The sequence below is a fragment of the Corynebacterium sp. CTNIH16 genome (assembly GCF_032821655.1).
Classification (GTDB): Bacteria; Actinomycetota; Actinomycetes; order Mycobacteriales; family Mycobacteriaceae; genus Corynebacterium; species Corynebacterium marquesiae.
The window spans coordinates 248,444-272,641 of sequence record NZ_JAVBIG010000002.1 but is presented as its reverse complement, the minus strand read 5'-3'; the positions used below and the strand labels follow the sequence as shown (position 1 = coordinate 272,641).

Annotated in this window: 23 protein-coding genes and 2 pseudogenes; 12 read left to right on the top strand and 13 right to left on the bottom strand. The window is 53.9% G+C overall.

What is annotated here, in order from left to right; translation table 11 throughout:
- The 6 genes from RAE04_RS03300 to RAE04_RS03275 all read left to right on the top strand — a co-directional run bounded on the left by RAE04_RS03300 (position 1) and on the right by RAE04_RS03275 (position 4,963).
- The gene (locus RAE04_RS03300; RefSeq protein ID WP_317026422.1) at positions 1–420 is read left to right on the top strand and encodes a hypothetical protein; all 420 of its coding nucleotides are present in this window, start codon (positions 1–3) and stop codon (positions 418–420) included.
- 670 nt (positions 421–1,090) lie between these two features.
- The gene (locus tag RAE04_RS03295; protein WP_284832387.1) at positions 1,091–1,924 is read left to right on the top strand and encodes a hypothetical protein; all 834 of its coding nucleotides are present in this window, start codon (positions 1,091–1,093) and stop codon (positions 1,922–1,924) included.
- Between the two features lie 5 nt (positions 1,925–1,929).
- Positions 1,930–2,901 carry a hypothetical protein gene (locus tag RAE04_RS03290; protein WP_317026421.1) on the top strand — a complete coding sequence of 324 codons (972 nt, stop codon included), beginning with the start codon at positions 1,930–1,932 and terminating at the stop codon, positions 2,899–2,901.
- A gap of 299 nt (positions 2,902–3,200) precedes the next feature.
- Positions 3,201–3,602: a hypothetical protein gene (locus RAE04_RS03285; protein WP_317026420.1), complete on the top strand. Its 402-nt coding sequence runs from the start codon at positions 3,201–3,203 to the stop codon at positions 3,600–3,602.
- A 105-nt stretch (positions 3,603–3,707) separates the two neighbouring features.
- Positions 3,708–4,172: a hypothetical protein gene (locus RAE04_RS03280; RefSeq protein WP_317026419.1), complete on the top strand. Its 465-nt coding sequence runs from the start codon at positions 3,708–3,710 to the stop codon at positions 4,170–4,172.
- Positions 4,173–4,363: 191 nt separating this feature from the next.
- Positions 4,364–4,963 carry a recombinase family protein gene (locus RAE04_RS03275; protein ID WP_317026468.1) on the top strand — a complete coding sequence of 200 codons (600 nt, stop codon included), beginning with the start codon at positions 4,364–4,366 and terminating at the stop codon, positions 4,961–4,963.
- A 548-nt stretch (positions 4,964–5,511) separates the two neighbouring features.
- Here the strand turns inward: RAE04_RS03275 and RAE04_RS03270 are convergent.
- The 3 genes and pseudogenes from RAE04_RS03270 to RAE04_RS03260 all read right to left on the bottom strand — a co-directional run bounded on the left by RAE04_RS03270 (position 5,512) and on the right by RAE04_RS03260 (position 7,565).
- Positions 5,512–5,847, bottom strand: coding sequence for a hypothetical protein (locus RAE04_RS03270; protein ID WP_317001272.1), 336 nt, complete (start codon positions 5,845–5,847; stop codon positions 5,512–5,514).
- 247 nt (positions 5,848–6,094) lie between these two features.
- A pseudogene (locus RAE04_RS03265) lies at positions 6,095–6,662 on the bottom strand (IS6 family transposase); the annotation flags it as partial.
- 93 nt (positions 6,663–6,755) lie between these two features.
- Positions 6,756–7,565 (bottom strand): helix-turn-helix transcriptional regulator, encoded by an 810-nt coding sequence (locus RAE04_RS03260; protein WP_317026418.1) that lies wholly within the window; start codon positions 7,563–7,565, stop codon positions 6,756–6,758.
- A 29-nt stretch (positions 7,566–7,594) separates the two neighbouring features.
- Between RAE04_RS03260 and RAE04_RS03255 the strand changes: the two genes are divergently transcribed.
- Positions 7,595–8,104 carry a ThiF family adenylyltransferase gene (locus RAE04_RS03255; protein WP_052471408.1) on the top strand — a complete coding sequence of 170 codons (510 nt, stop codon included), beginning with the start codon at positions 7,595–7,597 and terminating at the stop codon, positions 8,102–8,104.
- Entirely contained in the window at positions 8,101–9,465 is a 1,365-nt protein-coding gene (locus RAE04_RS03250; protein ID WP_317026417.1) for an MFS transporter, read from the top strand. The genes RAE04_RS03255 and RAE04_RS03250 overlap by 4 nt, the downstream gene beginning before the upstream one ends.
- Before the next feature lie 171 nt (positions 9,466–9,636).
- Here the strand turns inward: RAE04_RS03250 and RAE04_RS03245 are convergent.
- The 9 genes and pseudogenes from RAE04_RS03245 to RAE04_RS03210 form a co-directional block, all read right to left on the bottom strand.
- Positions 9,637–10,053, bottom strand: a pseudogene (locus tag RAE04_RS03245) (DDE-type integrase/transposase/recombinase).
- A 137-nt stretch (positions 10,054–10,190) separates the two neighbouring features.
- Positions 10,191–10,727 carry a hypothetical protein gene (locus RAE04_RS03240; RefSeq protein WP_317026416.1) on the bottom strand — a complete coding sequence of 179 codons (537 nt, stop codon included), beginning with the start codon at positions 10,725–10,727 and terminating at the stop codon, positions 10,191–10,193.
- Entirely contained in the window at positions 10,705–12,318 is a 1,614-nt protein-coding gene (locus RAE04_RS03235; protein ID WP_317026415.1) for a relaxase/mobilization nuclease domain-containing protein, read from the bottom strand. Before RAE04_RS03235 ends, RAE04_RS03240 begins: the two co-directional genes overlap by 23 nt.
- The gene (gene mobC, locus RAE04_RS03230; RefSeq protein ID WP_317026414.1) at positions 12,299–12,661 is read right to left on the bottom strand and encodes a plasmid mobilization relaxosome protein MobC; all 363 of its coding nucleotides are present in this window, start codon (positions 12,659–12,661) and stop codon (positions 12,299–12,301) included. Before mobC ends, RAE04_RS03235 begins: the two co-directional genes overlap by 20 nt.
- Before the next feature lie 252 nt (positions 12,662–12,913).
- Positions 12,914–13,432, bottom strand: a complete 519-nt coding sequence (locus RAE04_RS03225; RefSeq protein ID WP_317026413.1) for a hypothetical protein — start codon at positions 13,430–13,432, stop codon at positions 12,914–12,916.
- The gene (locus RAE04_RS03220) at positions 13,429–13,854 is read right to left on the bottom strand and encodes a hypothetical protein (protein WP_317026412.1); all 426 of its coding nucleotides are present in this window, start codon (positions 13,852–13,854) and stop codon (positions 13,429–13,431) included. Before RAE04_RS03220 ends, RAE04_RS03225 begins: the two co-directional genes overlap by 4 nt.
- A gap of 166 nt (positions 13,855–14,020) precedes the next feature.
- Positions 14,021–18,166: a DNA polymerase gene (locus RAE04_RS03215; RefSeq protein WP_317026411.1), complete on the bottom strand. Its 4,146-nt coding sequence runs from the start codon at positions 18,164–18,166 to the stop codon at positions 14,021–14,023.
- Positions 18,163–18,402: a helix-turn-helix domain-containing protein gene (locus RAE04_RS11720; protein ID WP_396127270.1), complete on the bottom strand. Its 240-nt coding sequence runs from the start codon at positions 18,400–18,402 to the stop codon at positions 18,163–18,165. The genes RAE04_RS03215 and RAE04_RS11720 overlap by 4 nt, the downstream gene beginning before the upstream one ends.
- 810 nt (positions 18,403–19,212) lie before the next feature.
- Positions 19,213–19,839: a hypothetical protein gene (locus tag RAE04_RS03210; RefSeq protein ID WP_317026410.1), complete on the bottom strand. Its 627-nt coding sequence runs from the start codon at positions 19,837–19,839 to the stop codon at positions 19,213–19,215.
- A 634-nt stretch (positions 19,840–20,473) separates the two neighbouring features.
- On the opposite strand from RAE04_RS03210, the gene RAE04_RS03205 reads away from it, so the two are divergent.
- The 4 genes from RAE04_RS03205 (at position 20,474) to RAE04_RS03190 (ending at position 23,807) form a co-directional block, all read left to right on the top strand.
- A complete protein-coding gene (locus RAE04_RS03205; RefSeq protein WP_301716521.1) occupies positions 20,474–20,710 on the top strand; it encodes a hypothetical protein in 237 nt (78 codons plus the stop codon).
- Positions 20,711–20,807: 97 nt separating this feature from the next.
- On the top strand, positions 20,808–21,164 hold the full coding sequence (locus RAE04_RS03200; RefSeq protein ID WP_317026409.1) for a hypothetical protein: 357 nt from the start codon (positions 20,808–20,810) through the stop codon (positions 21,162–21,164).
- Positions 21,165–21,205: 41 nt separating this feature from the next.
- The gene (locus tag RAE04_RS03195; RefSeq protein WP_317026408.1) at positions 21,206–21,505 is read left to right on the top strand and encodes a hypothetical protein; all 300 of its coding nucleotides are present in this window, start codon (positions 21,206–21,208) and stop codon (positions 21,503–21,505) included.
- Positions 21,506–22,385: 880 nt separating this feature from the next.
- Positions 22,386–23,807: a hypothetical protein gene (locus RAE04_RS03190; protein WP_317026407.1), complete on the top strand. Its 1,422-nt coding sequence runs from the start codon at positions 22,386–22,388 to the stop codon at positions 23,805–23,807.
- A gap of 127 nt (positions 23,808–23,934) precedes the next feature.
- Here RAE04_RS03190 and RAE04_RS03185 read toward each other — a convergent pair whose 3' ends face one another.
- A complete protein-coding gene (locus tag RAE04_RS03185) occupies positions 23,935–24,177 on the bottom strand; it encodes a CopG family transcriptional regulator (protein WP_005292604.1) in 243 nt (80 codons plus the stop codon).
- Positions 24,178–24,198: the final 21 nt, after the last annotated feature.

Here is a 24,198-nt window from a genome sequence, read left to right as displayed (position 1 = left end):
ATGGGATTGTTTGGGAAGAAGAAGCCAGCGTTGCGTGAAGCATCCGTCGAATCTATTGGGGAGGCGCTTTCTACTCAGGGGCTTGACTGCTCGCAGTTGTCGACTGGTGGGTTGTTGACTCAGGTCAATGGGGTTCCTATCTACATCGTTGATCAGGACACGAATATTGGTATTGGTGGGATGATCCAGGCGCGTCAGTCCGAAGCGGCGGATCTTAATTGGATTAGCGACTTTAATAATCGTGCGTTTTGGCCTGTTGTCTTCCGTGCGGACCAGCAGACTGCGAGTGTTATCCACGCTGAGCATCGAATCATTAAGTACCTTGAGTACTCCGAAGCACAGTTGCGTGACGAAGCTTTGCTTGGAGCCCAGATTGTTGCGGAAACCTTGCTGCGCTATAGCGAAGAGCATCCGCAGTAGATCGCTAGCTAATAAGACTTTCGACATAAGCACACAAGTGCGATGAGTTTTTGAAGACCGGATGCGGCGATTAATCCGTTACGAGTAGTTCTAGTTATAGGTTTGGGGCTGCTGCGGAAGTCGCGGGGCGCGACTTCTTTGCCCCGTGTGATTGCCACGTCCTGGTGCTCGTTTGCGCGTGAGCGCTTTTTGTTACGCATACTGATACGCGAATGCGCCGGCGAATTGCCTGATACAAACGCCCTGCTATCTGCTCACAAGTGTTCACGCCCCTGACCACGATCTATGGTCGCTGGCGTGCCCAGATTCATGGTACAAGGGTTTAGTAATAAGCAATAGACGGCTTAATAGCACGTATTAACCAACGTGATGCCGACTACTTCCTTGATTCAGAAACGGGGCAAAAGGCGCTAAAGACAACAAGCCGTGGACGCCCCGATCTTAATATTGTCCACGAGGATGGTGTATCAATTAAAACGGAGTTCGACCGCCCGCCTGCGTCTAGAGCGCCGCACCATGCACAGCAGCAGTTGGATGCGAATCCGGATGCGGTTATTTGGCTGCTTACACTAGACAAGCTTGATGAGTCCTCTGAACTTTGGAAAGTCATCAAAGCCAATCGAGACGGAGTAGACAACTATGTCGCTTCGCTCAGGGAAGGGATTTAAAGATGAGTGTGTACCTGCGTCGAGATATTGATTATCTGCTAGCCCCGTATTCTTATGATCAGTTGTTTTTGAAGCTGCCTTTTGATTATGCGGTTGAGGCTGCCGCACGGTCACGTGTTTTCCACACGCCTTTAGAAACAGCTAATAGTTACTGGTCGCAGCAGTATGTGGACATTGATACCACCGTCGATGATCTTCCTCATGCGCTGCGTCTTGGGGTGCACGATCCGCAGTTTCCTCGTCGTTGGGCAGCAGTTTTGGAAACCACGAATCCTGATTGGGTGTGGTTTATCTGCGATGACTCGAGCAACAATCACGACTTTTTCGCAACCGTTAGGTATAACGGTTCTATTCCTTTTGTTCCCGGTATGACGGAGCTACGTATCGTGGATGAGCCAGATGAACGCAAAATCGTCAAAGGGTGGAATTACCGCTCAGGCAACAAGTGCCTCATCATCGGCACCTACGATATGGATGCCGCTATCGGCAAACGCGCCCCTGCCGCTGAAATCCGAGGATACGACACTTTTATTGTAGGAATCGGGGAAGGAGAAACCCGGTTCCAGGCTTTTACCGACTGGCCTGACGGCGAAGACTTCGCCTTTCCCGGACTGGAAAGACTCAAAACCAAAAAGGGTCCACTACGCAAGCGGTTTACTACCGATGATCTCTTCGAGTGTGCACAGCTTTTTGGGCTCGATCCCTTCAACAGACAGTTCCTCACTGGGCGTGCAACACTTATCAATAGTGGATACCCTTTGCCTAAAAAGTACGGGCCATGCGCTTTATTTGAACGTCGTGAACACACCTGGGACCGCGAACACGAAGGGAACTAAAGACAATGACGAAGTATTTCTACACCCATTCCATAGCACCGGTATCCCATGCTGTGGCGCTTCTTCGGTTTCCACTATCTACCGTGGTTGAAGAATTTCAGCAGTGGGCATCAGGAATAGAAAGTCGGTATACAAAGCCTTATTTTTATCTTCAAAGCCAGACAATCGAATGTATGGTTCATACGAACAAGGTATCTGCTGGCAGGAATCAGCTTGCAGAGTTACTTAAACCGCAAAACCACATTACACAGTTTGTATTCGTCCCCACCGAGTCAGAATGGACTGCAGTGTTTAGCCCCTGCTGCTTTACCAAAGAGCCAAAGATGCCGTGGATTTCTGAATTTGCCTACCTTTTGGCGCGCAAGAAAGAAATTGAGTCACAAGTTCCTTACTTCATCGAAATTATGCATACGCCGTGGGTAGATACCGACGATGTAGCCTTTTTCCATCGCGCAAGCTATGGAGAAATAGAGTTTATGATGTGCGCGCTTCCCTCCGAATTACCCGATGACCCTTTAGGCCGATTTGATTGCTGCTTCTACAGATCTTTTAGCAGCCATAAACAGTTAAAAGCTGATGGTACGCTGCACCGTTCCATGTCGTACCTCGAGGATCAAAGTGAATCTTTCAAGGATTACGGTTTTGATTTTGACTCCCTGCCCAAGGTCACTGAGTTTCCGCAAGAAACGTTTACACAAGAACACGCGCAGATTATGTGGTCTCAGTTTGGGGAGAAACAGATAGAAGCCATCCTCGCACCACTAGGTGTGTCACCATATGATGACGCTTTCTATGGGACGGACGGCTATTTGGCACGTCTAACACCAGCATGCGTTGTCGACCCACACACTAATGAGTTAACAGCAGCTCCCGACTTCGATCCCCCTGCGCGTATCCCGCTAGAAAAATACCAATTTTTCCAGGGGCTCCACGACGGCCCTCTCCGTTCCTGGTCGTCAACGCCTATTGCAGAATAGTAGTCAGACGAAACACAACCTGAGGCATCTCAAAACGGCGCTCCAGACTCCAAACACGCGGAAGCATCGCTGTAACAAGCCCCGAACTTCTTACCGAGCCGAAGGCACAAACGGCTACACCACTACACGGGACTTGACCTCTGTATCGGAAACAGTCGAGCGGCAGACAATCTAGCGATGAAGCCAAACTACGCCACACTTGTGGCCTAGACTGCAAAGAATAGAGCCCTCGTCTAAGTTGAATCTTCTAAAAGGCAGGGTCGAGAAGATAAACATCTTGCGTCAAGGAGTTGTAGAAAATGAAGTTTACTTTTGATGTTCCTGAACCGTTGCAGCTGTCTGTACCTGTTTCATATTACGAAAATCTTCTGTCTGATTACCGATACCTAGATATTTCTTATCTCGGGATAGGCAGCACGGGCCAAATTTTTGGCAAATGTGAGATCGGGGGAATCGACTACGACATTAAGGGCTTTGAAAACGACGGATTGATTACCTCAATAGAAATCTTGGACGCGCGGGAGTCAGATAGCTTCCTTGATATCCCACTGTCATTGTCGAGCCGAAAGTTTGTAAAAGCCCTAAAAGATGTGGGGATCGAATTTGAACACGACCGTGACGGCATAACCATTCCCCACGACAATGGAACAATTGCTTTGTCGTACCAATTCGGCAAAGTTGTAGCTATTTACTGGGGGTAGCTAGCCAATATCAATCACACGAGTGTGAAGTCTGACTTACGCGACAGCCTAACCGAAGGCCTTGACGTATTAAACAACTGACGAAGAAGGAAGTGCATCGAGAAAATGAATATTGAAGGTCCCTGCCCCTTGCCTGTAAAACCTGGAATGACGGTGAACCAGGCTACTAAAGCATGCTACGACTCTGACCTGACTGCTGATACGTATGAAGAACAATTTGAAGGCTGGGTCGATATCGAAACACTAGAACCCGGTGATCCTGGCCGCAAGATTGTGTGCTGCGTGGAAGACGGTAAATGCGTCACCGTTGAAATGAAGTACATGGAGCTGCCAATCACGGATACTTTCTATGGTGTTGACCTTAATCGTCGCCCCGCCGAGACCGCGCAGGAGAGCACTGAACGAGTCGCACAAGAGCTACAACGCCAAGGCATCCGCACCGAGATAAATGATTTCCTCATCCTCCTGCCTGACCACTTAGTCGCACTCGAAGTCGACGAAGGCGTTGCGTGGTTTGATCCTGAATATTGGAGTCTCGAGGACTTTCTTGAAACGTCGTTCCTTGCCTAGCGAAAAGTAATCCTTAGGTGTTAGCGAACGAAGCGTCAGCAGCATGCTTTAACGGAAAATATTTAGGGCACACCCTATTGTTACGTACGTTTATGCCGGTAAGGTACATGTAAAATAAGATAGATTTGGGCATTATTTTACACTTGTATAGTGGGGTCTAGGCCGTATCTATACAGAAAGTGGTGATTGTGGTGTCGACGGCTAGTGGTTCTGGTTCGCGTGGGCAGCGGGTGGGGTATATCCGCGTTTCAACGGTGGAGCAAAATAATCAGCGCCAGAAAGAACTACTGTCCGTGTCTGGAAGTATTGACCGGTTCTTTGAGGATAAGATTTCCGGACGCACTAAGACCGAGCGCCCTGGGCTTAGGGAGTGTATGGCCTATGTGCGTGACGGTGACGAACTCGTCGTCTCGTCGATTGATCGCCTCGCCCGCTCGCTAACCGATCTGCGCGGTATTGTCGACGAACTCGTCGACAAGGGCGTAACCGTTACCTTCCTGCACGAGCATCTCACTTTTACAAAAGACACCGCGGATCCGCGTGCGGATCTTATGCTGGGTATTTTGGGTTCGTTTGCGGAGTTTGAGCGGGCCATTATCCGCGAGCGCCAGGCGGAGGGTATTGCGTTGGCGAAAAAGGCCGGCAAGTACAAAGGCCGCAAACCCGCCCTTAGCCCAGACCAAGTAACAGAAATTAAGCAGCGCGCACTAGCAGGGGAGTCGAAGGCAGCGCTGGCGCGGGAGTTTGGGGTCACTCGCCCTACGGTGTATCGGGCGCTGAAGAACGCGTAGACGCGACGGAGCGCGGAGGGAATGTATACGCGATACTTTTCGCATCCGACAGTATTTCTACGGATCGTATCTAGCGCGGATATCGGCGGGGCTTAGGCTTCTTCCTGTATCGGAGCAAATTTATAAGTGTTGCTACTGCTATGGCTGATATTCCAGCCGTCCCCCCGCTTCCCCAGCTAATCACTTCAAATTGAGCTAAGAGGGCGACAAGACATATCCCTAAAACTGCGGATAACCCAATTCTGATATAGGAATTCATTGAGCCATTCTCCTTCGTCAGTCCTTACCTTAATACCAATCAACGCATAAAACCGCTGCCTTGATTCAAGAGAGTCACAACTGTTGAAGTCTCACCAGTATACAGCCTAAGATAAATTTTTAAGCTTTGCGTTCTGGTACTTTGCTACGCACCTTAGATACGCGACTCCAAGGGCCCACTAAGCGCGCTCTATATTAACCTCTATCAAAGTCCATTCCACCATTTCGCAGCGGTATAGATGCTTACGTTCTTCCCTGCAACAGAGTCTAAAGCCGCCGAGACGAACTGCTCAGTACATGGGGATTTCCGGACCTTGGCCACGGAAGTTTTCGGTCAAAGCCCCGAACTCGACTTCCCATATATGAAACTCACTCGGCAAGAATGCAGGCTCCTTTTTCTGCCGAGAAACAACATCAGCTTGAGCTGCTTCACGTGTGGTAAATGCGGCCAATATATCTGGGCCTATTTCCTGGTAGCGCACGGAGGAATGTTGCGCATACCCTTCCCTAAAAACGAGATAAACAAGTCTCGGGAAACGACACTTGTTTAGTTCCCCCTTCCAGCCTTGAAGGGGAACTTCTTCAGTCCAACAGGTTATATCTGAAGAATCAACATGCTCGCCCATGGCACGCTCCTGCTCCCTAGTTAAAGCTATTCCGACGAATTCCTCGTCATACGTAGCGTCCGTACGCGCAAAGAGTACAAAGATTCTAGCCTGGTTACTGTTGTTTAAGATTCTACCTATTAAACCTTGCATGCTTCTCTAAACGGTTTAGTGTTAACAGTCGCAGTGTAAGTTTTATCGTCGTCTACGATAGTTCCCGTAGTCGAGGGGCCTAACCCCCGACGTGTCCACTTTCCGGGGGTCAGGCCCACGCGTCTTTCGGCCCAAGGATCCGCTTCAGTCGACCATGGTCGCCTTCCAGGATGTTGTTGAGGTATTTCACCTGCCGGTGTTGCACTGTTGCCGGGCAGATTCCCTCTGACTTCAACTCGGCGATTGCCCTGGCTAGGGGGTGCTTTACCGCCGTTGATCACTCTGGGATACCCGGCTGACGCATTGGATCTGACGGCCTTGGCTAGGAAACGCTTCGCTGCGGCCACGTTCTGCTTCGGAGAGAGGTAATAGTCTAGGGTCTGGCCACCGGCGGTGATCGCCCGATAGAGGTAGCACGACCTGCCGCCGACCCGGATATAGGTCTCATCCACCCGCGAGGAACTGGCCTGCCAGTCAGGTACCTGCCGGTACCACCGTATTTGCTTGTCCAGCTCAGGGACGTATTTCTGGACACAGCGGTAGATCGTGGTGTGATCGACCGGCACGCCCCGCTGAAGTCATCATTTCCTCCAGAGCGCGGTAGCTCACCCCGTAGCGGCAGTACCACCTACTGCCCACAGAATGATGTCACGGGGGAAATGACGACCGGAGAAGATACCCATGGCTGTGATTATTTCACGTCGCTCTTCCTACTGCCCCAACTTTGCAACAGCACCTCTCATCCTGTTCCGACCGGCTTTCGATCGTCCGAAAGGTCACGTCGGTGGCAAAGAACGACTGAAGCCCTCAGGGACGGCTGTCGGGCAATTGAGGGAGATCCCCGCGTCGTTGAGCGCTGCCCGCCCGGCGGGAGTGAGACGCACGGCCCGGGTACGACCCCTGCGGGAAAGCCATTCCTTATCCAGCAGAGTCTTGCAGATTCCCGTGCCGAGAGGGCCGGCGAGGTGGAAGCGGCGTTCGGTGGAATCCATGCACGACCTGCCCGTGTCGAGCATCTTCGGGGGCACACCCCACTGTATGAACAAGCGATGACCTTGATTAGTGACCTGACAGTGCGAGTCGATGAACTCGTGCTCTTCTAGTTGTTCAGCCAGGCGCACCCCGAGCTTACCGGCGAGGTGCTGATAACAGGTGCGGCCTTCACGTAGGTTCGCATTCGCCCGTGACGCGCTGAGGCTGTGAGGAGTGGGCAGGGGCGAGCGGGCGACCACGCCAAGGCTCTCGACCACTCGTGCGATCTCTTCCCCGGCCAGGCGAATGTAGCGGTGCCGGCCCTGCCGAATGTCGTGGACGAGACCGTGGGTGACGAGCACGTCAACATGCTCGCTCGCCGTCGACCGGGCCAGGCCCGCGTACCTGCCCAGTTCACCAACCGTCCAGGCCCGCCCGTCCATGAGCGCAGCACACATGGCCGCCCGCGACGAGTCAGCCAGAGCCGACGCGACTATCGAGATATCCGGGACCGCTTCAGGAAACACGCGCGCAACCATGCCTCCAGTATGCACCCGGAACTGTTCGGTGACGACCGAACAATCGCAGACGTAGCCTGAACTCACCAGATTCATTGCATCAGGAGACGAAGGGAGCGATCGCGATGAACGGGGACCGCCAACGGCTACGCGGGCACTACGATGAGGACTTCTACTGGGAACGCGTTGACCGCAACCTGGGTTGGCTCGGCGACACCACCGAGGAACAGCGTGAACGCCAAGCACGGTTGCGCGATGCCGTGATCGGCATCGTCGGCACCGGGGGCATCGGCGGTGCCGCAGCCGCCCGCCTGGTGCGCATGGGCGCACTCAACCTGAAACTGGCCGATCCCGACCACTTCGACCTGACTAACGTGCAACGCCAGTACGGCGCCGGGCGAGACACGATCGGCCGCAACAAGGCCGAAGTCGTCGCCCAGCAACTCCTCGCGCTCACCGGGGGAGAGACGGCCAGGGAGATCCGGGACATGCACTTCGCCGCGTCCTGGCGCCTGTTCGATCTGGTGCTGCCGACACTGCTGGACCGGTCCTACCGGACCTGGGATCAAGACCTGAGCAAGCGCACCTACTTCGGCCACCCGCCCGCCGAGGCTTCGCTGGAGTCTCGCGTATGACCGCGCATCGGCGCACGGCACTGGTCGCGACCCTCCTCGGTTTCTTCATCGTCATGCTCGATACGACCATCGTCAATGTCGCCCTCGCCGAGATCGGCACTGACCTCGACACGACGGTGGGCTCACTGCAGTGGGTCGTCGACGCTTACACCCTCGTGTTCGCCGCGCTCCTTCTCACAGCTGGGGCCGCATGCGACCGTCTCGGGGCCCGCAGGGTCTACCTCGCTGGCCTGGTGGTCTTTGCTGTGCTCTCGGCCGTGTGCGCCCTCGCTCCCACAGGCGGGTTCCTCGTCGCTGGTCGCGCAGTCCAGGGCGTGGGCGCGGCAGCGATCGTGCCGGGCTCTCTGGCATTGCTGTCGGCTGTGTACGACGATCCGAAGGAACGAGCACGCGCCATCGGGCTGTGGGGCGGCGCAGGAGGTGTTGCCGCCGCGATCGGACCGGTCCTGGGCGGAGCGCTGGTGTCGACGATCGGGTGGCGGGCGGTGTTCTGGGTCAACCTCCCCATCGTCGCTATCGGCTGTCTGCTCACCTTGTGGGCAATTCCCACGCTCACGGGCAGTCGCGCGAGACGGGTGGACCTACCCGGACAGGTGCTCTCCGTGCTCACGCTGGTGGCAGTAACCTATGCAGTCATCACCGCAGGCGAACACGGATGGTCACCCTGGCAGGTAGCCGTGCTGATCGCCGGGGGCGTCTTCCTCGCCCTGTTCATCATCGCAGAGCGACGACACCCGGACCCGATGCTGCCGATGGCCTTGTTCACTCGTGCCCGGTTCTCCGTGGCCGCAATGGTAGGGCTCGCGCTCAACATCAGCTTCTTCGGACAACTCTTCGTGCTCTCCCTCTTCTTCCAGCAGTACCTGGGATACGAGCCGTGGCTGGCAGGCCTCGCGCTGGCACCACAGGCGTGCAGCGCCGTGGTCGCGTCACCGCTGGGCGGCCGTGCCGTCGCCCGGTGGGGCGCGTTCCCCACCATGCTCACCGGCCTGGTAGTCGGCACGATCGGCTTCAGCAGCCTCGTGCTGCTCACCGCAGAAACCCCTTACGTGGTGGTCGCGGTGTTGACCTTCACGGCTGGATTCGGGATGGCCTTCGCGATGCCGGCCGCGACCTCGGCCGCAGTGGCCTCGGCCCCGCCGGAACATGTCGGCATCGCAGGAGGAGTCATCAATGCCGCCCGCCAGACCGGCAGCGTCGTCGGCGTCGCAGTCCTCGGCGGAATGGTCGCCAGTGGAGCGTTCCTCACAGGCTTCCACACAGCCGTCGCGGTCGCCGGTGGAGTCTTCGGTGCCGCAGCGCTCGTAGTTGCTGCCACCATCATCAGTCACCTACAGGAGCCAGTTACACCTGAAGTTTAGAATCATTGTGTGATGAAGCACCATCGGAGGAGGTTGAAGAAGCCGCCAGTCGAACGCGTACTGTGCTCCGAAACTGGTAAACGCGAATACGAGGGTGCTGTTGCATAGTTGGGTGGAGAGCAGTGAAGACTCAGTTTCTCATTCCCTGATGGTCGCTGCGTGTGGGCGTTGTTAGGCCGTCTCGAAGAACCGGTTGACGATCACCGCGTCCGGGTTCGGTTGCCTGTTGGCAAACATCGCGTCTTGCCCTTTCCGCAATGAGTGCATCGCCTCTATCCCTTTCAACGTCCGATATGCAGATGTACGGTTCTTAAACGCGCCTTTCGGCCCGAGGATCCGCTTCAGGCGACCATGGTCGCCTTCCAGGATGTTGTTGAGGTATTTCACCTGCCGGTACCACCGGGTTTGCTTGTCCAGCTCAGGGGCGTATTTCTGGACACAGCGGTAGATCGTGATGTGATCGACCGGCACGCCCCGCTGAAGTCATCATTTCCTCCAGAGCGCGGTAGCTCACTCCGTAGCGGCAGTACCACCTACTGCCCACAGAATGATGTCACGGGGGAAATGACGACCGGAGAAGGTACCCATGGCTGTGATTACATCACGTCGGCCTTCCTACTGCCTCAACTTTGCAACAGCACCAGAGAGAGCATAAAAGAAGCGTAGCGGGTAACCGCTACGCTGTGTTGTGGGGTTTTTACTTTTTTACGGTGCACGTGTTCGAGTTAGTGGTTCGTTTCTTTCCTCGGGTGATTGCGACGATATTCCTCGACCAAGTGAGCAATACCCGGCGCAGCCTGGGACAGCATCCAGGTCATAAGCGCTATAAGAACCCCTATGACGATAAGTGTTAACGCCAACCAGCCCAGTGTTGGGGCAACACCTTCGGCCTCCTGGACGTGACCCCACAAGGCAGACACGCCGTCGGGTATGCCGAGCATACTTAGCAGCCCCTTCCCCAAGGCTCCGACAGCAACGAGTGCAATAGCAACGAAGAGAACACTGGCTGCAATCCACGCGGCAGACATGCAGGCTTTAATAAAGTGCCTGTTAGATGCTGCCATGTCCTCGTTATACTTCTTGCGTTCAGCGCGTATCTCTTCCAGCAGCTTCTCGTTGGACTCCTTCTCTTGGAGCAAAGCGCTGCGGGCCTTGTCAGAGGCTTCTGCTGCCTTGTGCAGGCTTTCGGACTCTTTCGACATTGCCTCAGAGACCGCTACTGCTACCAGTGGCTCCAGGTCAGTAGTCAGGCTCGACGTCATCTGAGCGTTGAGGCTCTGGGCTACTGCTTGACTGGAAGTCTTGTCGAGCTGGATGGGGCTTTGTGCTGCCCGGATTACCTCCCGTTGCAGCTTTACGAGCTGCGACATCTGCTGATTTAGCTCGACTAGAATCCCTTTGACCCCGTCCATGCCGCTGGGCAGTGCCTCGATATTCCGTATCAGGCCGGTGATCATCTGCTGCACTTCCATCATCGCTACCTGGAAGTGACTGCTGCTCACGTAGTTCTTGTTCTCGGCGAGCCTGCCCCTTACGCTTCCTAATTCGGTCTCCACTTTCGCTAATCGCGTCGAGAAGTCGCTGGGCAGACTGTTGATAATCTCCCCCGCGTTCTCCGGCAGGCTCTTCAGTTTCTCCTGTATCGCCTTGATAACCCTCTCCGACTTGTCCAGGCGCGGGCTGACGATCTTCAAGACGCTTTCCGCCTTGCCCTTCGCTGCTGCCTGGGCCATTTGTTTCATCTCGGTCACTGAGACCATAATTAAATCCCTCCTGGGAGTAATAGTTATCTTCTTCTTCCTCCTCGTCATCGAGAAGGCTGGAGCCGTATTTCGCCTCCAGGTCATCGATTGCATCAGCTTGGAGTTCCTCCAGCTGTCGCGCAACGAGAGCTGCCTGAGCTTCGTTAACGCGGTCGGAGATACCTTCCAGCGAGTAGCTGCGGCCTAATTTCGAGCCGGCCTTAGCTGCTTTACGCTTTCGGGTACGCCCTGCCTTCGTGGTGTTCGTAAAATAGGCATCCTCGCCGTCATCGTCGACCAGGGCCACGGTTAACGACTCGCCCTCGGTCTTTGAGTTGGGCTGCACTTTTAGGGACAGGTTGTAGTCGCCAGCAACCTCTATCGCCTTCTCCAGTGGGTCACCAGCATCGGCTACTCGTTCATCAGCACACAGCTCATCTATGCGTTTGCGAGCGAAATCCGCCCAGGTGCTAGCTGTTAATTCATCTACGCCTAAGCCCGTCGAGTCTATGGACTTGCCTTCTTTGTGTGCCCTGCGCTCGGCAGGAAGTAGCGATATTTCCGGCTCTCGCTCCAGGACACGCATCCCCAAATCGCGCATCAACTCATCGTTAATGTTGCGCAACTTAAACCAGTTACGCATATCCCTCGGAGTGGCCTTCTTCGTCTGCGGGTCGTGATTGGCAAAGACGATATGGTTATGGACGCAGCCGCTTTTACTGTCGGTGTGCGTGGCAACGGTAAACGGAACTCCCGTACCTTGTGTCAGCCGCATCGCCAACTCTGAACCGGCTGCATTAGCCCGAGCTACATCCGCCGGGTCATCCTTATCTAGCTCGTCTCTAGCCCACGACTGGATATAAATAATTGCTTGGTCAGTGCGCCCTGCCGGAGCATAACGCTCCATTTCTTCCACACTGGCCTCCATGAAGTCCACTCCCGACCAGCGGCCAGATGTAGCCGACGGCGAAAACGTTTCAGCGTCAGGTTGAACCGTGCATAAGGCATCCGCCCGCACCACGCCCTTGCGGGCGTTGTCTGCCGTTCCGTAGACGGCATACACCGTTGCCGCGCGGAGGTTCTGGCTGTAGTTAATCTTGATTGTGGACAAAGTCCTTCACCTCCTTGCGAAGGGAAGCGACTTCATCAGCGATGCTTTCTACCGACTCGGACACCGGTGCAACCCCGTCGATATTCGCGCGCCGCGCCACCTGGTTCAGATTGACCCCAATCCGACGCAGCTGGTCGTTCATATCGTCCAGACGGCGCAGAGTGTCCGGGGCCAAACGCTTTTGCGTTAATACGCTCTCCTCCTCTGCGAGGATGTAGAGAGCTTCCCGAAACACGACGGCTTTTTGCACACCTGCGACCCGTGCGACCTCCTCGACAAATTTGTCCAAATCCTTGTCGAGGCGCACGGTTGTCCGCGAATATGTCGAGAACTTGTCTCGCATATCCACCTCCTACATTCCATACTTACTGTGGCAGGGTGGCCCCGACTGCTGACGCAGCCAGGGCCACAGTCTGTTAGTGAGGGTCACGCTTCTCCGGTGTCGGCCCCCTGAATCTGCTGCGCATCTTCAGGCGTACTCGCCACCGTCAAAGACGGCCCTCCCTAACAGGCGGCCAGCAAGCCACTCGGGCACCTCCGGTGCCTCGTGGCGCTGGCGAGGGAGATTCTCTCCCTCGACCCTCTGGCCCTACGCTCACTGACCGTAGTAGTCAGTTTGCTCCGGGCCTGCGGGGGATTCCTCCGGCTCTGGGGAGCCTTCGGAATCTGCCTCAGAGGCTTCGTCAGCCTCTTCGTATTCCCCGCCGTGGGAGTCCTCAGAACCCTCCGACTCCTCCGACTCTGTAGAGTCATCGGAGCCTTCATCGGCTTCTTCGTCCTCCGACTCCTCCGGTTCGGTAGAGCCTTCGGAATCGACTTCGGAGCCTTTATCAGCTCCTTCGTCCTCCCCGCGATGAGCGCCCTCGTCCTCCTCGGACGCTTCGCGGGAGGGGGCCACCTGTGCGCCGCATTCCACGAGCAGTTCCCGGACAGAACGGTCGAGAAATGCGGCCCATTTGCTCGACGGTTCATAAACGCAGGCGGCGAGAACTTTGCCTAACCTACGCTCAATTTCCTCGAACTCCGCAGCCAATTCGGCTTCCTCTCGCTTCTGCTTCTCCAGGCGAGCTTCAAACTTTTTTATCGCAGAAGCGGTCTGAGACTTCGTAATCATAGTTCTGGTTCCCATCCTTTATCTGTGTCGTTTTCTTCTGGTTCATTCTGGAAAAGAGGGGCAAATCGCGGGTCTTTAACCGTGACGTTACGGGGCTTGCGCTCGGGCTGGCCCGGGGGATTGCCGTTGGGCTTGCCCTGCATTTTCCTGTCGCGTTCGTCAAGCTCTCGTGATAGCTGGTCTATTTCGGCATCGACCTTTTTCCTCTCCTCCCTAAGCTGCTCCAGGGACACGCCCTCTGCGGGAGCGTGTTGGGCAAGATCCTCGAGAATCTCCTGGACGCGATTAGAACGACGGATGATGTCGGCGCTGTCTAGGCTGACTAAACCTGCGATAAGACCCTTTGCAGATTCCTCGGCTTCGTAGCGTTCCTTCGACCCGCCGCGAGGTGTCCGGGGTGGCTGCGGTGATTGTGGCTCCATGGCCAACTCCTTTCTTTAGGTTGCGGTATTTCGGTGCCATCGGGCACTTGGGTTAAGCACCCGATGGTTCAAGGCTTCCCAGGAGTACTGTTGCCTACGTTGTTAACGTCTCTGTGACGATAAAAGTGCCTAGGGGAGGGCCGCGAGAGAGCTGCATGCAAACCGCCTACTTACACTCAGACCAGTTGTCGCCAGGGCCACCTGAATCCGAGAGCACAGGGACAGAGACCCCACCAGAGGAAGGCAGCTCGACAGCCTTAAAGGCGGCTACCACACACTCCTTAATCCCCTCAGCACGCTCGCGTGGCACCGAGAGAATAATCTCGTCATGGACGAAAATGCGTACCATCTCCAGGACTTCCCTCGGGAGATTGAGAACGCCCTCCAGGAATACGTCTCGGGCCGTGCCTTGACCGTATGCAGCCGGTGCTTGGGTATAAGCCCTATCTCGTGCGACAGCTACACGGCGACCGAAGCCGGTGGAAACCCAGCCACGAGTCTCGGCGCTTTTACGCAGAGACTCTTTGAAGGACTCCAGCTCCGGGAACTCACGATGCAGGCGGTCAAGCTGAGACCGAGCCTCAACAACAGAGATGCCAGCATGGTCGGCAAACGACTTTGGCCCCATGCCGTAGTTTGCCGCATGGCCGAGAGCTTTAGCCTCAGACCTGCGGGACTTATCGCCAAATACACGGACAGCCATCTCTGTATGTGCGTCACGACCAAGCGCGAATAGCTCTGAGTAGCGCTCGTCACCGCTGCCAGCAGCCATGCACCTAGCATCAATCTGGCTCAAATCCACGCTGATAAGAACCTCGTCAGCACTATCCGAGAGGATCATCTCGCGTTGACGGATAAGCCTTTTATCACGAGAACCGAAAACCGTCATACCTGGATCTTTGGTGCTCAAGCGTCCAGTGTTCTGACTGGACTTAATAGACGGGTACACACGGTCACCGTGCAGATACTTTTTAATCGTCGCAGCAGGCGTCGAGGCTTGTAGCAGTGTTTGCATCCTGGTCGCCAGCTCGACTACCTCGGGGGTGCCTGCATGTTGCTTAGCAAGCTCCTGCATCGCCTTACCGCTAATCGAGATTCCACCTTTCTTTGTACGCGGCACTTCGGCACCGAATCGGCCAAAGTAGTCTGCAATAGCCTGCTTGCCATCTACCGAAGCCCATGGCGACGTACCTTCGTCGGGCATACCGACAGTGTCTACTAGCCACTGTCGGATATTGCTTTTCGTCTGTTCTTCCTCCGCGAAAAAAGCCTCGACCTTACCGGTGTCTACACGGATACCTTTCGCTTCCACGACGGATAGAGCGTACGTCTTTTCGTGCTCACGCTGGAGATATTCCTCGCCCACTGCGTCGATGGTCTCAGGCAGAAGCTTGCTGTATACGGCAGTGTTCGCCCGCACGTCCTGGAGCGCGTACTTGACATAGTCAGGGTGATCGGTGGGTATCTTGTCGAAGCCACCAAACTGCTCCGCCTGCGCGTCAAGTACTGTTTTCCCATCTTTGAGCAACTTTCCACCAACGCCGTAACGCGACGCGACAGCATTGAGGTCGTACTTTAAGTTCTTAGCACCACCTGCAGCCAGCCGCGCCATGACGAGAGTGTCATGCACACGGTTAGACTTCACCAGAGCCTCAACATCGAGACCATAAAGACGCTGTAGCGCAGCCAGGTCGTATTGGACGATGTTGTGGCCTACGACCACGCCTGCACGCTCGATTAGAGGTAGCAGCTCACCTGCAATATCGGTTGTAGCTACAGGTTCTGCACCATTGATGGAGTAAGTAGCCAGCCGGACAAAGCCAGGGTCATCCGTCACGTGCAGGTCATCGGCACTGCCGGTCTCCAAGTCGAATACCAGCGTGTCAACACTATCTGTATCCGAAGGCTCAGGTGTTGCAGGCGTAGAAGGCTCTGGCGGCACACTGTTATCGGGACCAGCACCAGGGCCGGGGCCACCACCCCAGTCATCCTCGCACACCACATGAAAAAGCTTCGTGTGGTGCTTTACACCAGCGCTTTCAAGACAGTATCCACCAATCCACGCGCCTTGCAGACGGGAGTAGACACGCCCGAGGCGGCGTGCTGAGACCTCGTCCAAAGAAACCAGACCCTCAGGCAGAGGGACATAGTCGCGGGAGTCAGCGATCTTGCATTCTGCGTCGAAGGCGCGAAAATCGTCGCCCTCCATTGCTTCATAGAGCCACGCTAGGTGCTCAGCGTTTTCCTGCTCAGAAGCGTTATACCGTGCTCGGATCTCCTCCAAGTCTGTCGTGAGATCGGCATACCCGACGTGCTCCAAGGTGCCACCGACCACGTGATACCAGCCCTCGAAAGAGCCGAACGGGCCGGCCACATTAGGCGATGGCCTGCCAGCCACAGCCCATGCACGGATTAGTGTCAGTGCCGCTGCCAGCAGTTCACGCCGGTGAGCACGCACATATCGGCGCAGGTGAGGATGCCGGAAACCGCTGCGAGATTCAGGCCTGGAGCACTTCGGGTCGAGAAGAATAGGAACGACACGGCGGGCCAGGTCGCCGTCAACAGCGATATTATTTCCGGCTGCGTACACGCACAGGTTGTTTTGTACCGAAATCATGCGCGACTCACCAAGGATGCGGTCGGTATAAGACTCGGCTGTCAGCAGGGCAGATAGAGCTTTACTATCCACACCGACGCTACATTCGTCGAGGAAAAGTGTTGCAGCACCAGCAAAAAGCTTCGACGCAATTACCTTTCGCATCTCTGTCTCAGTACCAGGCAAGTCCTGCACCGCAGCAGTCTCGCCTGTTGCGATCAGATGGAAAACATCTGTGAGCAGACCTTTTCCAGAGGATCGGCGCACGGCAGAAATCACGTGCATAGGTGCTGTAGTAAGCATCGGGCGCGCCAAGGGAGTTAGCAGAGCACCGAGAGCACGGGTGCGATCAGCAGGAGTTACCCACGGAAAATCGTAGAGAACATCCTCAAGCAGCACCTTTGCATTCTCCACGTCCTGATCACTTGGTTTATCTGGTACAGAGATGCCGATAAGGGAATCGTCGAGGTCTACATAGACACCCGTGCCCTTGTGGTAACCCGAGCGCGTGATAATTTCGCCAGTCTCTGTAACCAGCGGCGACCGCGTCACGCTGTGCAGCGGCGGCAGACTATCGGTATAGAAAGGAGTGAAAATCACGTCGATATCTTTGTCCATCGGTGCCACGACAGTGGTGGAATCATCAGTTTCACGCACCAAATCGAAAGCAGCAGCAGCCAGACGCCGCCCCGTTGCACGGTCTACCGGCACCAGGACAGCCTGGCCATCACGCCGAGAAATCATTACAGGACGAGAATCCTGGCGAAACAGTGTCACACCTGCATGTTTACTCTCAATTGCCTCCCAAGCTCGATCCCATAGCGTTTCAGGCGGCAAGTCGGTATGAAGCTTCGGACGCGAGTCGTTGCGAGTCTCGTCAGTGTTGCTGCGCTGCTTCTTGCTAGCACGCTTCGGCATCTTGCTGGCAGGCTTAGCCTGCGCCCGGCGAATCCACAGCTCAAGCATCTCAGAGCGCTCGTCATCGTCCACAGTGGCAAGGACATCATCTAACCCTTGCGACCCGTGGCCTGGCATACGCACGAAACGGACAGGGGATGCACCCCACGCCTTACAGTGTTCACCAAGGCCTTGCGCACCGTCGTAGACAGCACGGTTAGAGCCAGCATCAGCATCAGGGATGATGTAGACAGACTGCCCTTTAAGACGGGCAAAAGCAGGGTTAGGCCCGTCCTCGCCACCCATCCATGTCTGAATACCAGGGATGCAGTACACAGCAGTCGTGTCATCAGTCCAGGTCATCGCAGCAAGAGCCTGCTTCGTACCCTCGACCACCAGCACGCGACGTGTGGCACTCGTAATCGGTCGCCGCTCGATAAACGACGGCGAGATATTCGACCCTTCTTTCTTCGGGCAGATGTATTTACGGGGTCGCCCCTCCTCGTCCACCAAAGAACCAGGTTGTGGCTTTACTTGCCACGTCACACCGCGCCCGGCCTCAACCATTGGATAGACCAAAGCCGGAAGGGTGTCGTTTCTATCTGCAATCCAGCGCAACGGCTCAGGCAGCTCGTCACGGGTGGAGGCAGTATAGACACCAGTTGCAGCGATTGTTTCATCGCTAATAGCAGAGGCATGAAGCTCAGCTAGATGGTTTGAATTAAGGTCAATGTCTGGACTTATGACAGTCGAGGCAGTAGAATCAGAGTTGTTCAGATTATGAGAGGCGCTCTCCGGGGCGCTTTTCTTATGTGTCACGCCGCTGCACCCCCAGACAGAACAGTTGTAAGGCGGCAACGTTGCTCCTCACTTAAAGCAGGCGCAACAGCTACAATGGCATCGACGAAATCCTCGACAGTCGCCGGGCGGTGACATGCCGCTAAGTAAGCATCGAGATCGGCGCGGCTTACTCGGTACGTGCCGCCGATAAGGTGTGCTCCAAGCTCGCCACGCTTAATCCTGTCGCGCAGAACGTCAGCGCTGCCGAGACCCATATCTGTGAGGTCGGCAAGGGTATAGAACGAAAGATGGGGGTCAGCCTTTACGGCGGTAGTTGGGGAAAACAAGATTTACTCCAGACAGCATTAATCGCTATCCGGAGAGGGGTGCTTTCCCGGCTTTATATCTGGGCGGCCTGATTACCGTGCACAGCTCGCCAGCGGGAGACCCGCCATTGCTTTACAGGAGCGCTAACTCCCTACCCAGCCTCTGTCCCCAGCCTGGCTTTCCGTTCCAGGACTTACGCGGATGTATCTTTTATCGTCGGAGAAACGGCATGCTCGTGCCGTCGGGGCTACCCATTTTAAGCATTGTTCTCGGGGTTATCCCTGCCGACTCCCTCGCTTAACGGAAAATCGACACTGATGCCAAGTATAGGGGGCAACCTGTCCGCTGTCAAGAGAAAAGAGCACTTTTTCGGCACAGGTCGCCGCCGTTAGGTGCGGGGTATGTAGGGATTGGTGTGGTATAGATGCCATCCGAGGCTACTCCGGTACTACCAGACGTATTGCGTGTCTTTGGGTGGGGCTTAGGGGGCTTGGATTTTGGCCCTCTATGCAAAACATGAAAAAAATAGAAAGTTAGATACACCAAACCTTTTAAATTTTCCTATTTTCTAGCGCAGGGTTAAAAGTAAGCCCCCTAACCCCCACTCCCAGAGGTTGTAGGTTCGAATCCTGCCCCCGCTACCAAATTCCAATCCCTACCAGACAAAATGCCGGTAGGGATTTTCTTTTATCAAGATAAAATCAAACCAGGTTGCACTAGAGACCAAAAATCACATCCTAGGGTAGAAACCATGCTGTTTATCCGTATTGTAAGTCCATAGGTTTCGTTACCGAATCATCAATTGGGCGGTATATATAAACTTTTGCGTCTCTGCCTCCAGTGCACAATACAGTGGAATATTGAACGTTCTCAGAACAACTCATCGAGTATGAAAACCCGTCTGCCGGTGAGACTACTTCCAACTCGGGTTGTGGGTCGCCGGTAGCTATCCAGTGTTCGATAAAAGCCTCATACACAGCACGCCCAAACTGAGGTGTTGTGTGGTTCACTTCGGCGCTAGGGGCCGTACCTGTATGCCCGTAGGTGTAGTATGGAAAGTCTGCCTTTGAGCGGCCGCTATGAGGCTGAGGATTCTTTTTCTCTTTTTTATTTTTACTGGGTTGATTCGGCGTTGCTGCTGAAATCGAAGTATGAGGGCCTTGCTTATTGGATGGTGGCAAGACACTACTAACTGTGGTCGTAGGTTCATCCGGCGTCGTTGTATCGCCACTTGTTTCGGGTTGCTGTACATTCGTTGATGAAATGGGGGGAGCAGAAAACGAAGGTTCAGGTTTATCACTTTGGTTGGTTGAGCAAGCACTCAATCCGAGGCTAAGAACGGCTGTTAAGCAAAACACATTGGAAGTTGTATTAAGTCTGTTCATCGTTCAATTTCCTTAGTGGTGAGTCCCGAGGTGAAGTAGCGCTTCGATAGTTTGGACAACAGTACGTTGGAAATAGACCTTCTCTTAGTATCTTTACCAAGAAAAATGTTACCTAAGTTCGACGCTGCCCGTCTGTAATATATTTGAAAAATATCCAAGCTCGGGCCTGACCCCCCGACGTGTCCACTGTCTGGGGGTCAGGTCCCTGTTTCGACCATTCCTGTTGAGAAAGGGTACCTAGAGTTGGAAGACGATAAAAACGTAGAGAACTTTGTGGACTGCCGTGAAATCCGCACGGTTTTCAAACCAACTTGGGTGAGCTGGTGGTTCCACAAGATTTTTACGTTCCCGCGCGTTGAGTGCGATGGGATCGTAAGCAATTGTCACTGGGGAAGAGACAAAGCGTTAGTGAGGGATGGTGGGACGGTTACGGTTGGATTTAGTTATCGTATTTTCCATGATACGAAAATTAGATGTAAGAGCTCCCCTATCGAGGTTTCCCTTTCACATGCTAAGTTAGAAGCCAAGGCAGCCATAATTAACAACTCCCCGATGACTGCCGTGCTCTACTAGCATTCGTCTCGAGCCTATCGATGGTTCGGGCGCATACTTCCCGCGACAAGGAGCATATTCTATGAATCGTGCACTATGGTCAGTGTTATTGGCAGGGTTCTCAGGCCTAGCTATGCTTTCGGCTGGGGCTTTTTTGTTTAGCACAGGGGTATCTGCTGCTGATGCAGGTACTGGGCAGCAATCTGGTAGCGCTATCATTCCTTTACTAATAGTGGGAACTGGCACTGTGCTTTTGATTCTTTCCTTTGTTTTCTCTGGGCCTCTATTCGAGAAGAAGCGCCCAAGCGATAATCATTAGTCACTTCCAGTATTAACTTCTCTCATTTTTTGTTGGTCTTAGCGTTGGTCTTCAATCTGGCTTGTACACAGATGAGTGTTCCTAAGGGGAGGCTAATATGTCGTCTCGAAAAGTGTTCGTTCTAGTCTTCGCAGTTGTATATACCGCTATTACCGGTGCCTACAGTGCTAGTAAGTGGATAGATCCTTCTGTCGCTCACGAGGCACTGCATCTTATTCTGTTTGCACTTGTGGTGCTGACAGCGTTAGTAGCGGTATATCTAATAAATAAGAACCAACTGGTGCAGTGTTTTCTAGTCTCAGGAACAGCACTATCACTTATTTATGCAGGCGTTGCTGTGCTTTCGGAAGACTATAGTGGTTTGATTCTTCCTGCGGTGGTAGCTGTTATGTTTCTTCTTTTTCCCCAGGCAAGGCAATGGATAGAGACAAGTTCTGAATTGAGTGAGAGTTAGAGAAATAAACTGCAGAATATTATTTCTATAGAATTAGGCTGATGGAAGAAAAACGACTGTCCTCATTATTTTTTGGCAATGTTGTTCTTGAGTCCCAGGTGTCAGGAACATTCCCAAAAATCTACGCTGATGATATGCACTCGTATTGGATGCGTCCGAGTAGGGACGGCATGCTCTCTGTACCGCTAGATGATCTACGCGGAAACATCAGCTCCGATAGAGCTGAGAAACTCTCCAACAAAATATTTGAATCTGTGTCCGCAGAATTGAACGCTAATTATCCAGGAGGCAAAAGCCAAGCAGTAAAAGAATTGACTGCCTGGCTTTTCCAGGACTCCTAAACATCGCAGGGGAGATGCACTTCCTTAGAAACGTCATACCCTGAATGGTCTCCTGCTTGGATTTCTCCGTCGATACGGTAGTCATGGCCTGACTTAGAGGAACCGCAATCTACTTCCCCTCGAACAAATCCATAGCCGCCCTCAGTGAGATTCTTCTTCGTTTCATCTACAGTTTGGTAGAAAAATCCAGCATGTTCTTCTTGAAGACGATTTGCGGGCAACCCCAGTGGTGGTGCAACAGGTGGGGATCTGGCCCCTTTAGGTAGACACCTGATATCCAGCCGGTTGGGTTGGGAAGAAAGGTAATCTACCACCATGCCTAGGTACTCCGAAGAGAGTGTCTGATGGTTTGTGTGTGGGTGCCTAACCTGCATGAGGAGTTGGACAGTAGAATGACTACTGTGGCACGACGAAATCCGGCTGATAAGGCCAAGATTGATGCGATTGAAAGAGCGTGTCAAGTTGTTTGTGTGTGGGGGTCGGGCCACAATATCAATCTTGGTAGCACGCTGCACCTTTCGATGTCGGAAGCCTCGAGTGCATCGGGGAGGGGCTTTGAGGGCTTGCGTTTCGGCTCTCCAGACCAAATCAGGAAAATTTAGAAACTTCGGTACATAAAATATTTTAAATTTTCGGTTTTCCTAGCGCAGGGTTAAAAGTAAGCCCCTAAGCCCCCACATCAATCAGTATGTCTACCACGCGCAGTATTTCGTCCACTGCCCGTAGACGGGGTTAATGTATCGTACCTATAACCCAGGTTCTGGTAATCCAGTTCAGATGGATTATGTGGACCATCGGCGGCCTGTAGCGTAATCGGGGGTGGTATTTCGTGGTACCTTTAATTGAAGCTTTGGCGATTCTAGGTGGGAGTGTTGGTATCGTGCGTTTCTCTGAGATTTTCGATGTGGAACGCACTAACGAGGAAGATTGGTTCGACCCAGACTTGTCGATAGACACGCCGTTGTTTCTTGACCCTGTCATGTTGCTTCAATCAGGTCAGTATTGGAAAGACGCACATGCAGAGCTCGTGAATCATTTTTCTTTCTGCTACCCATTGGTTGCCAAAAGTACATCTCCTAGATCGAACAGCGCAGTGATTGCGCAGAAGCTGCTCACTTTTCCAGAACCGTCTGAGTTTTGTTTGGGTTATACCGTGGCTGGGACCGCAGGTTCAGGGTCCGGCCGTGGCTTCGCAAGAACATTGACCGATGCGATAGCAATAGCCATCGACGCCGGATTGGAAAAACCCGAGCATATTGAAGAACTAGGCATCCTCAGTGAACGCTTCGGGGCAGATCGAATTTCGGATGCTACCTGCAATGTCCTCAAACACCGGTTTATCGACTATACGCAACGCGTATGTCTACGTCACGATATTCCATTGCAGAATCATAAGGTAAGGAATTCTCGAGTTGATTTGTCTGTTCAACGATGGGTCTCTGAACGAATTTTGCTTCCGACAAACCCTGTTGATGGAAGCCCCGTTATCCTGGTTCCGCAGAGGTTCTTAAACGAGCTACCTACTCTCAATGCTGAGGATTGGTTTGACTCCAACTTGAATGCTGATTTGCGTGCCGAGTTAAACATTGAAATTGGTCAACGGGTTTCGAAATCAGATCTCGTACAGATTGCGCGGAGAAACCCAGACCGTGTGCGCCGCTGGATAGAGAGTCAGGCCTGTCGTGGCGACCTTGACGGGTACGACTTCAGTGGCGATCCGTTGGGGGTAGCTCATTTTGATGGGCCACCCGTCGACTTTGCCACGGCGAATCCGATAAAGGTTGGACGGCGACCGCCTATGAACCAGGATGATCTTTCGGATTTAGTCTCTCACATCCTTACCAAATTCAAGCTATTTATCGAACAGCAGCGAGGTTGGGAACTGTTGTGGAACGAAGATGGGACCGAAAAGCGCGAAGGGGCGGTTCAACTGGCATTTCTTGGTATGGCTCGACACTACCTCGCACAGCACAGCGTAGAGGTAGATCGAGAAGTCGAGTTAGGGCGCGGGCCCGTTGACTTCAAGTTGTCATGCGGCACCGGCGTTAAATTACTGATTGAGATTAAGAAGGTTCATAACGGGAAGTTCTGGAACGGGCTAGAGGCACAGTTGCCCAGTTATTTAGTTTCTGATGAAGCTTCGGAAGGGTGGTTCGTAGCGATCAGGTACCGGGATTCAACAAGCTCTGAGAAACGGGTTAGGGAATTACCGCAACGAGTAAAAGCCCTCAATAAGGGGGCGACGCGGTACAGATTTCTTACTATCGATGCCCGGCCAAAAACTTCTGCATCAAAACTATAGTACGCCCGTTGCCACAACATCCAGGAGTCCAATTGTTTCATGCCGATTTAGAGCACTACTTAGCCATTGTTGAGCGGGTTTATGTTGCGGTGCAGCGGAGTGGAAGGCATAAACGAGAATGTTGACATCAGGAATGATCATCGAGTACCGCCCACACAGCTTCTTTGTTGCTGAGATCAACTAGAGCCGGTCCGCCGCAATCGAAGGAGGGCAGGTTAACGGGGGTGTCTTCGGTACTGATGCGGGCTTCCTTCTTGAGGGCAGCGCGGACCGCCTCTTCGACGTATGAGCTCAAAGTGACATTGTTGGCTTTGGCTTGGACCTTCGTTTCTTCAAGGAGTTTCGGCGGGAGGTTTATCGTCGTGCGCATACCTTTAGGGTAGAAAGCATC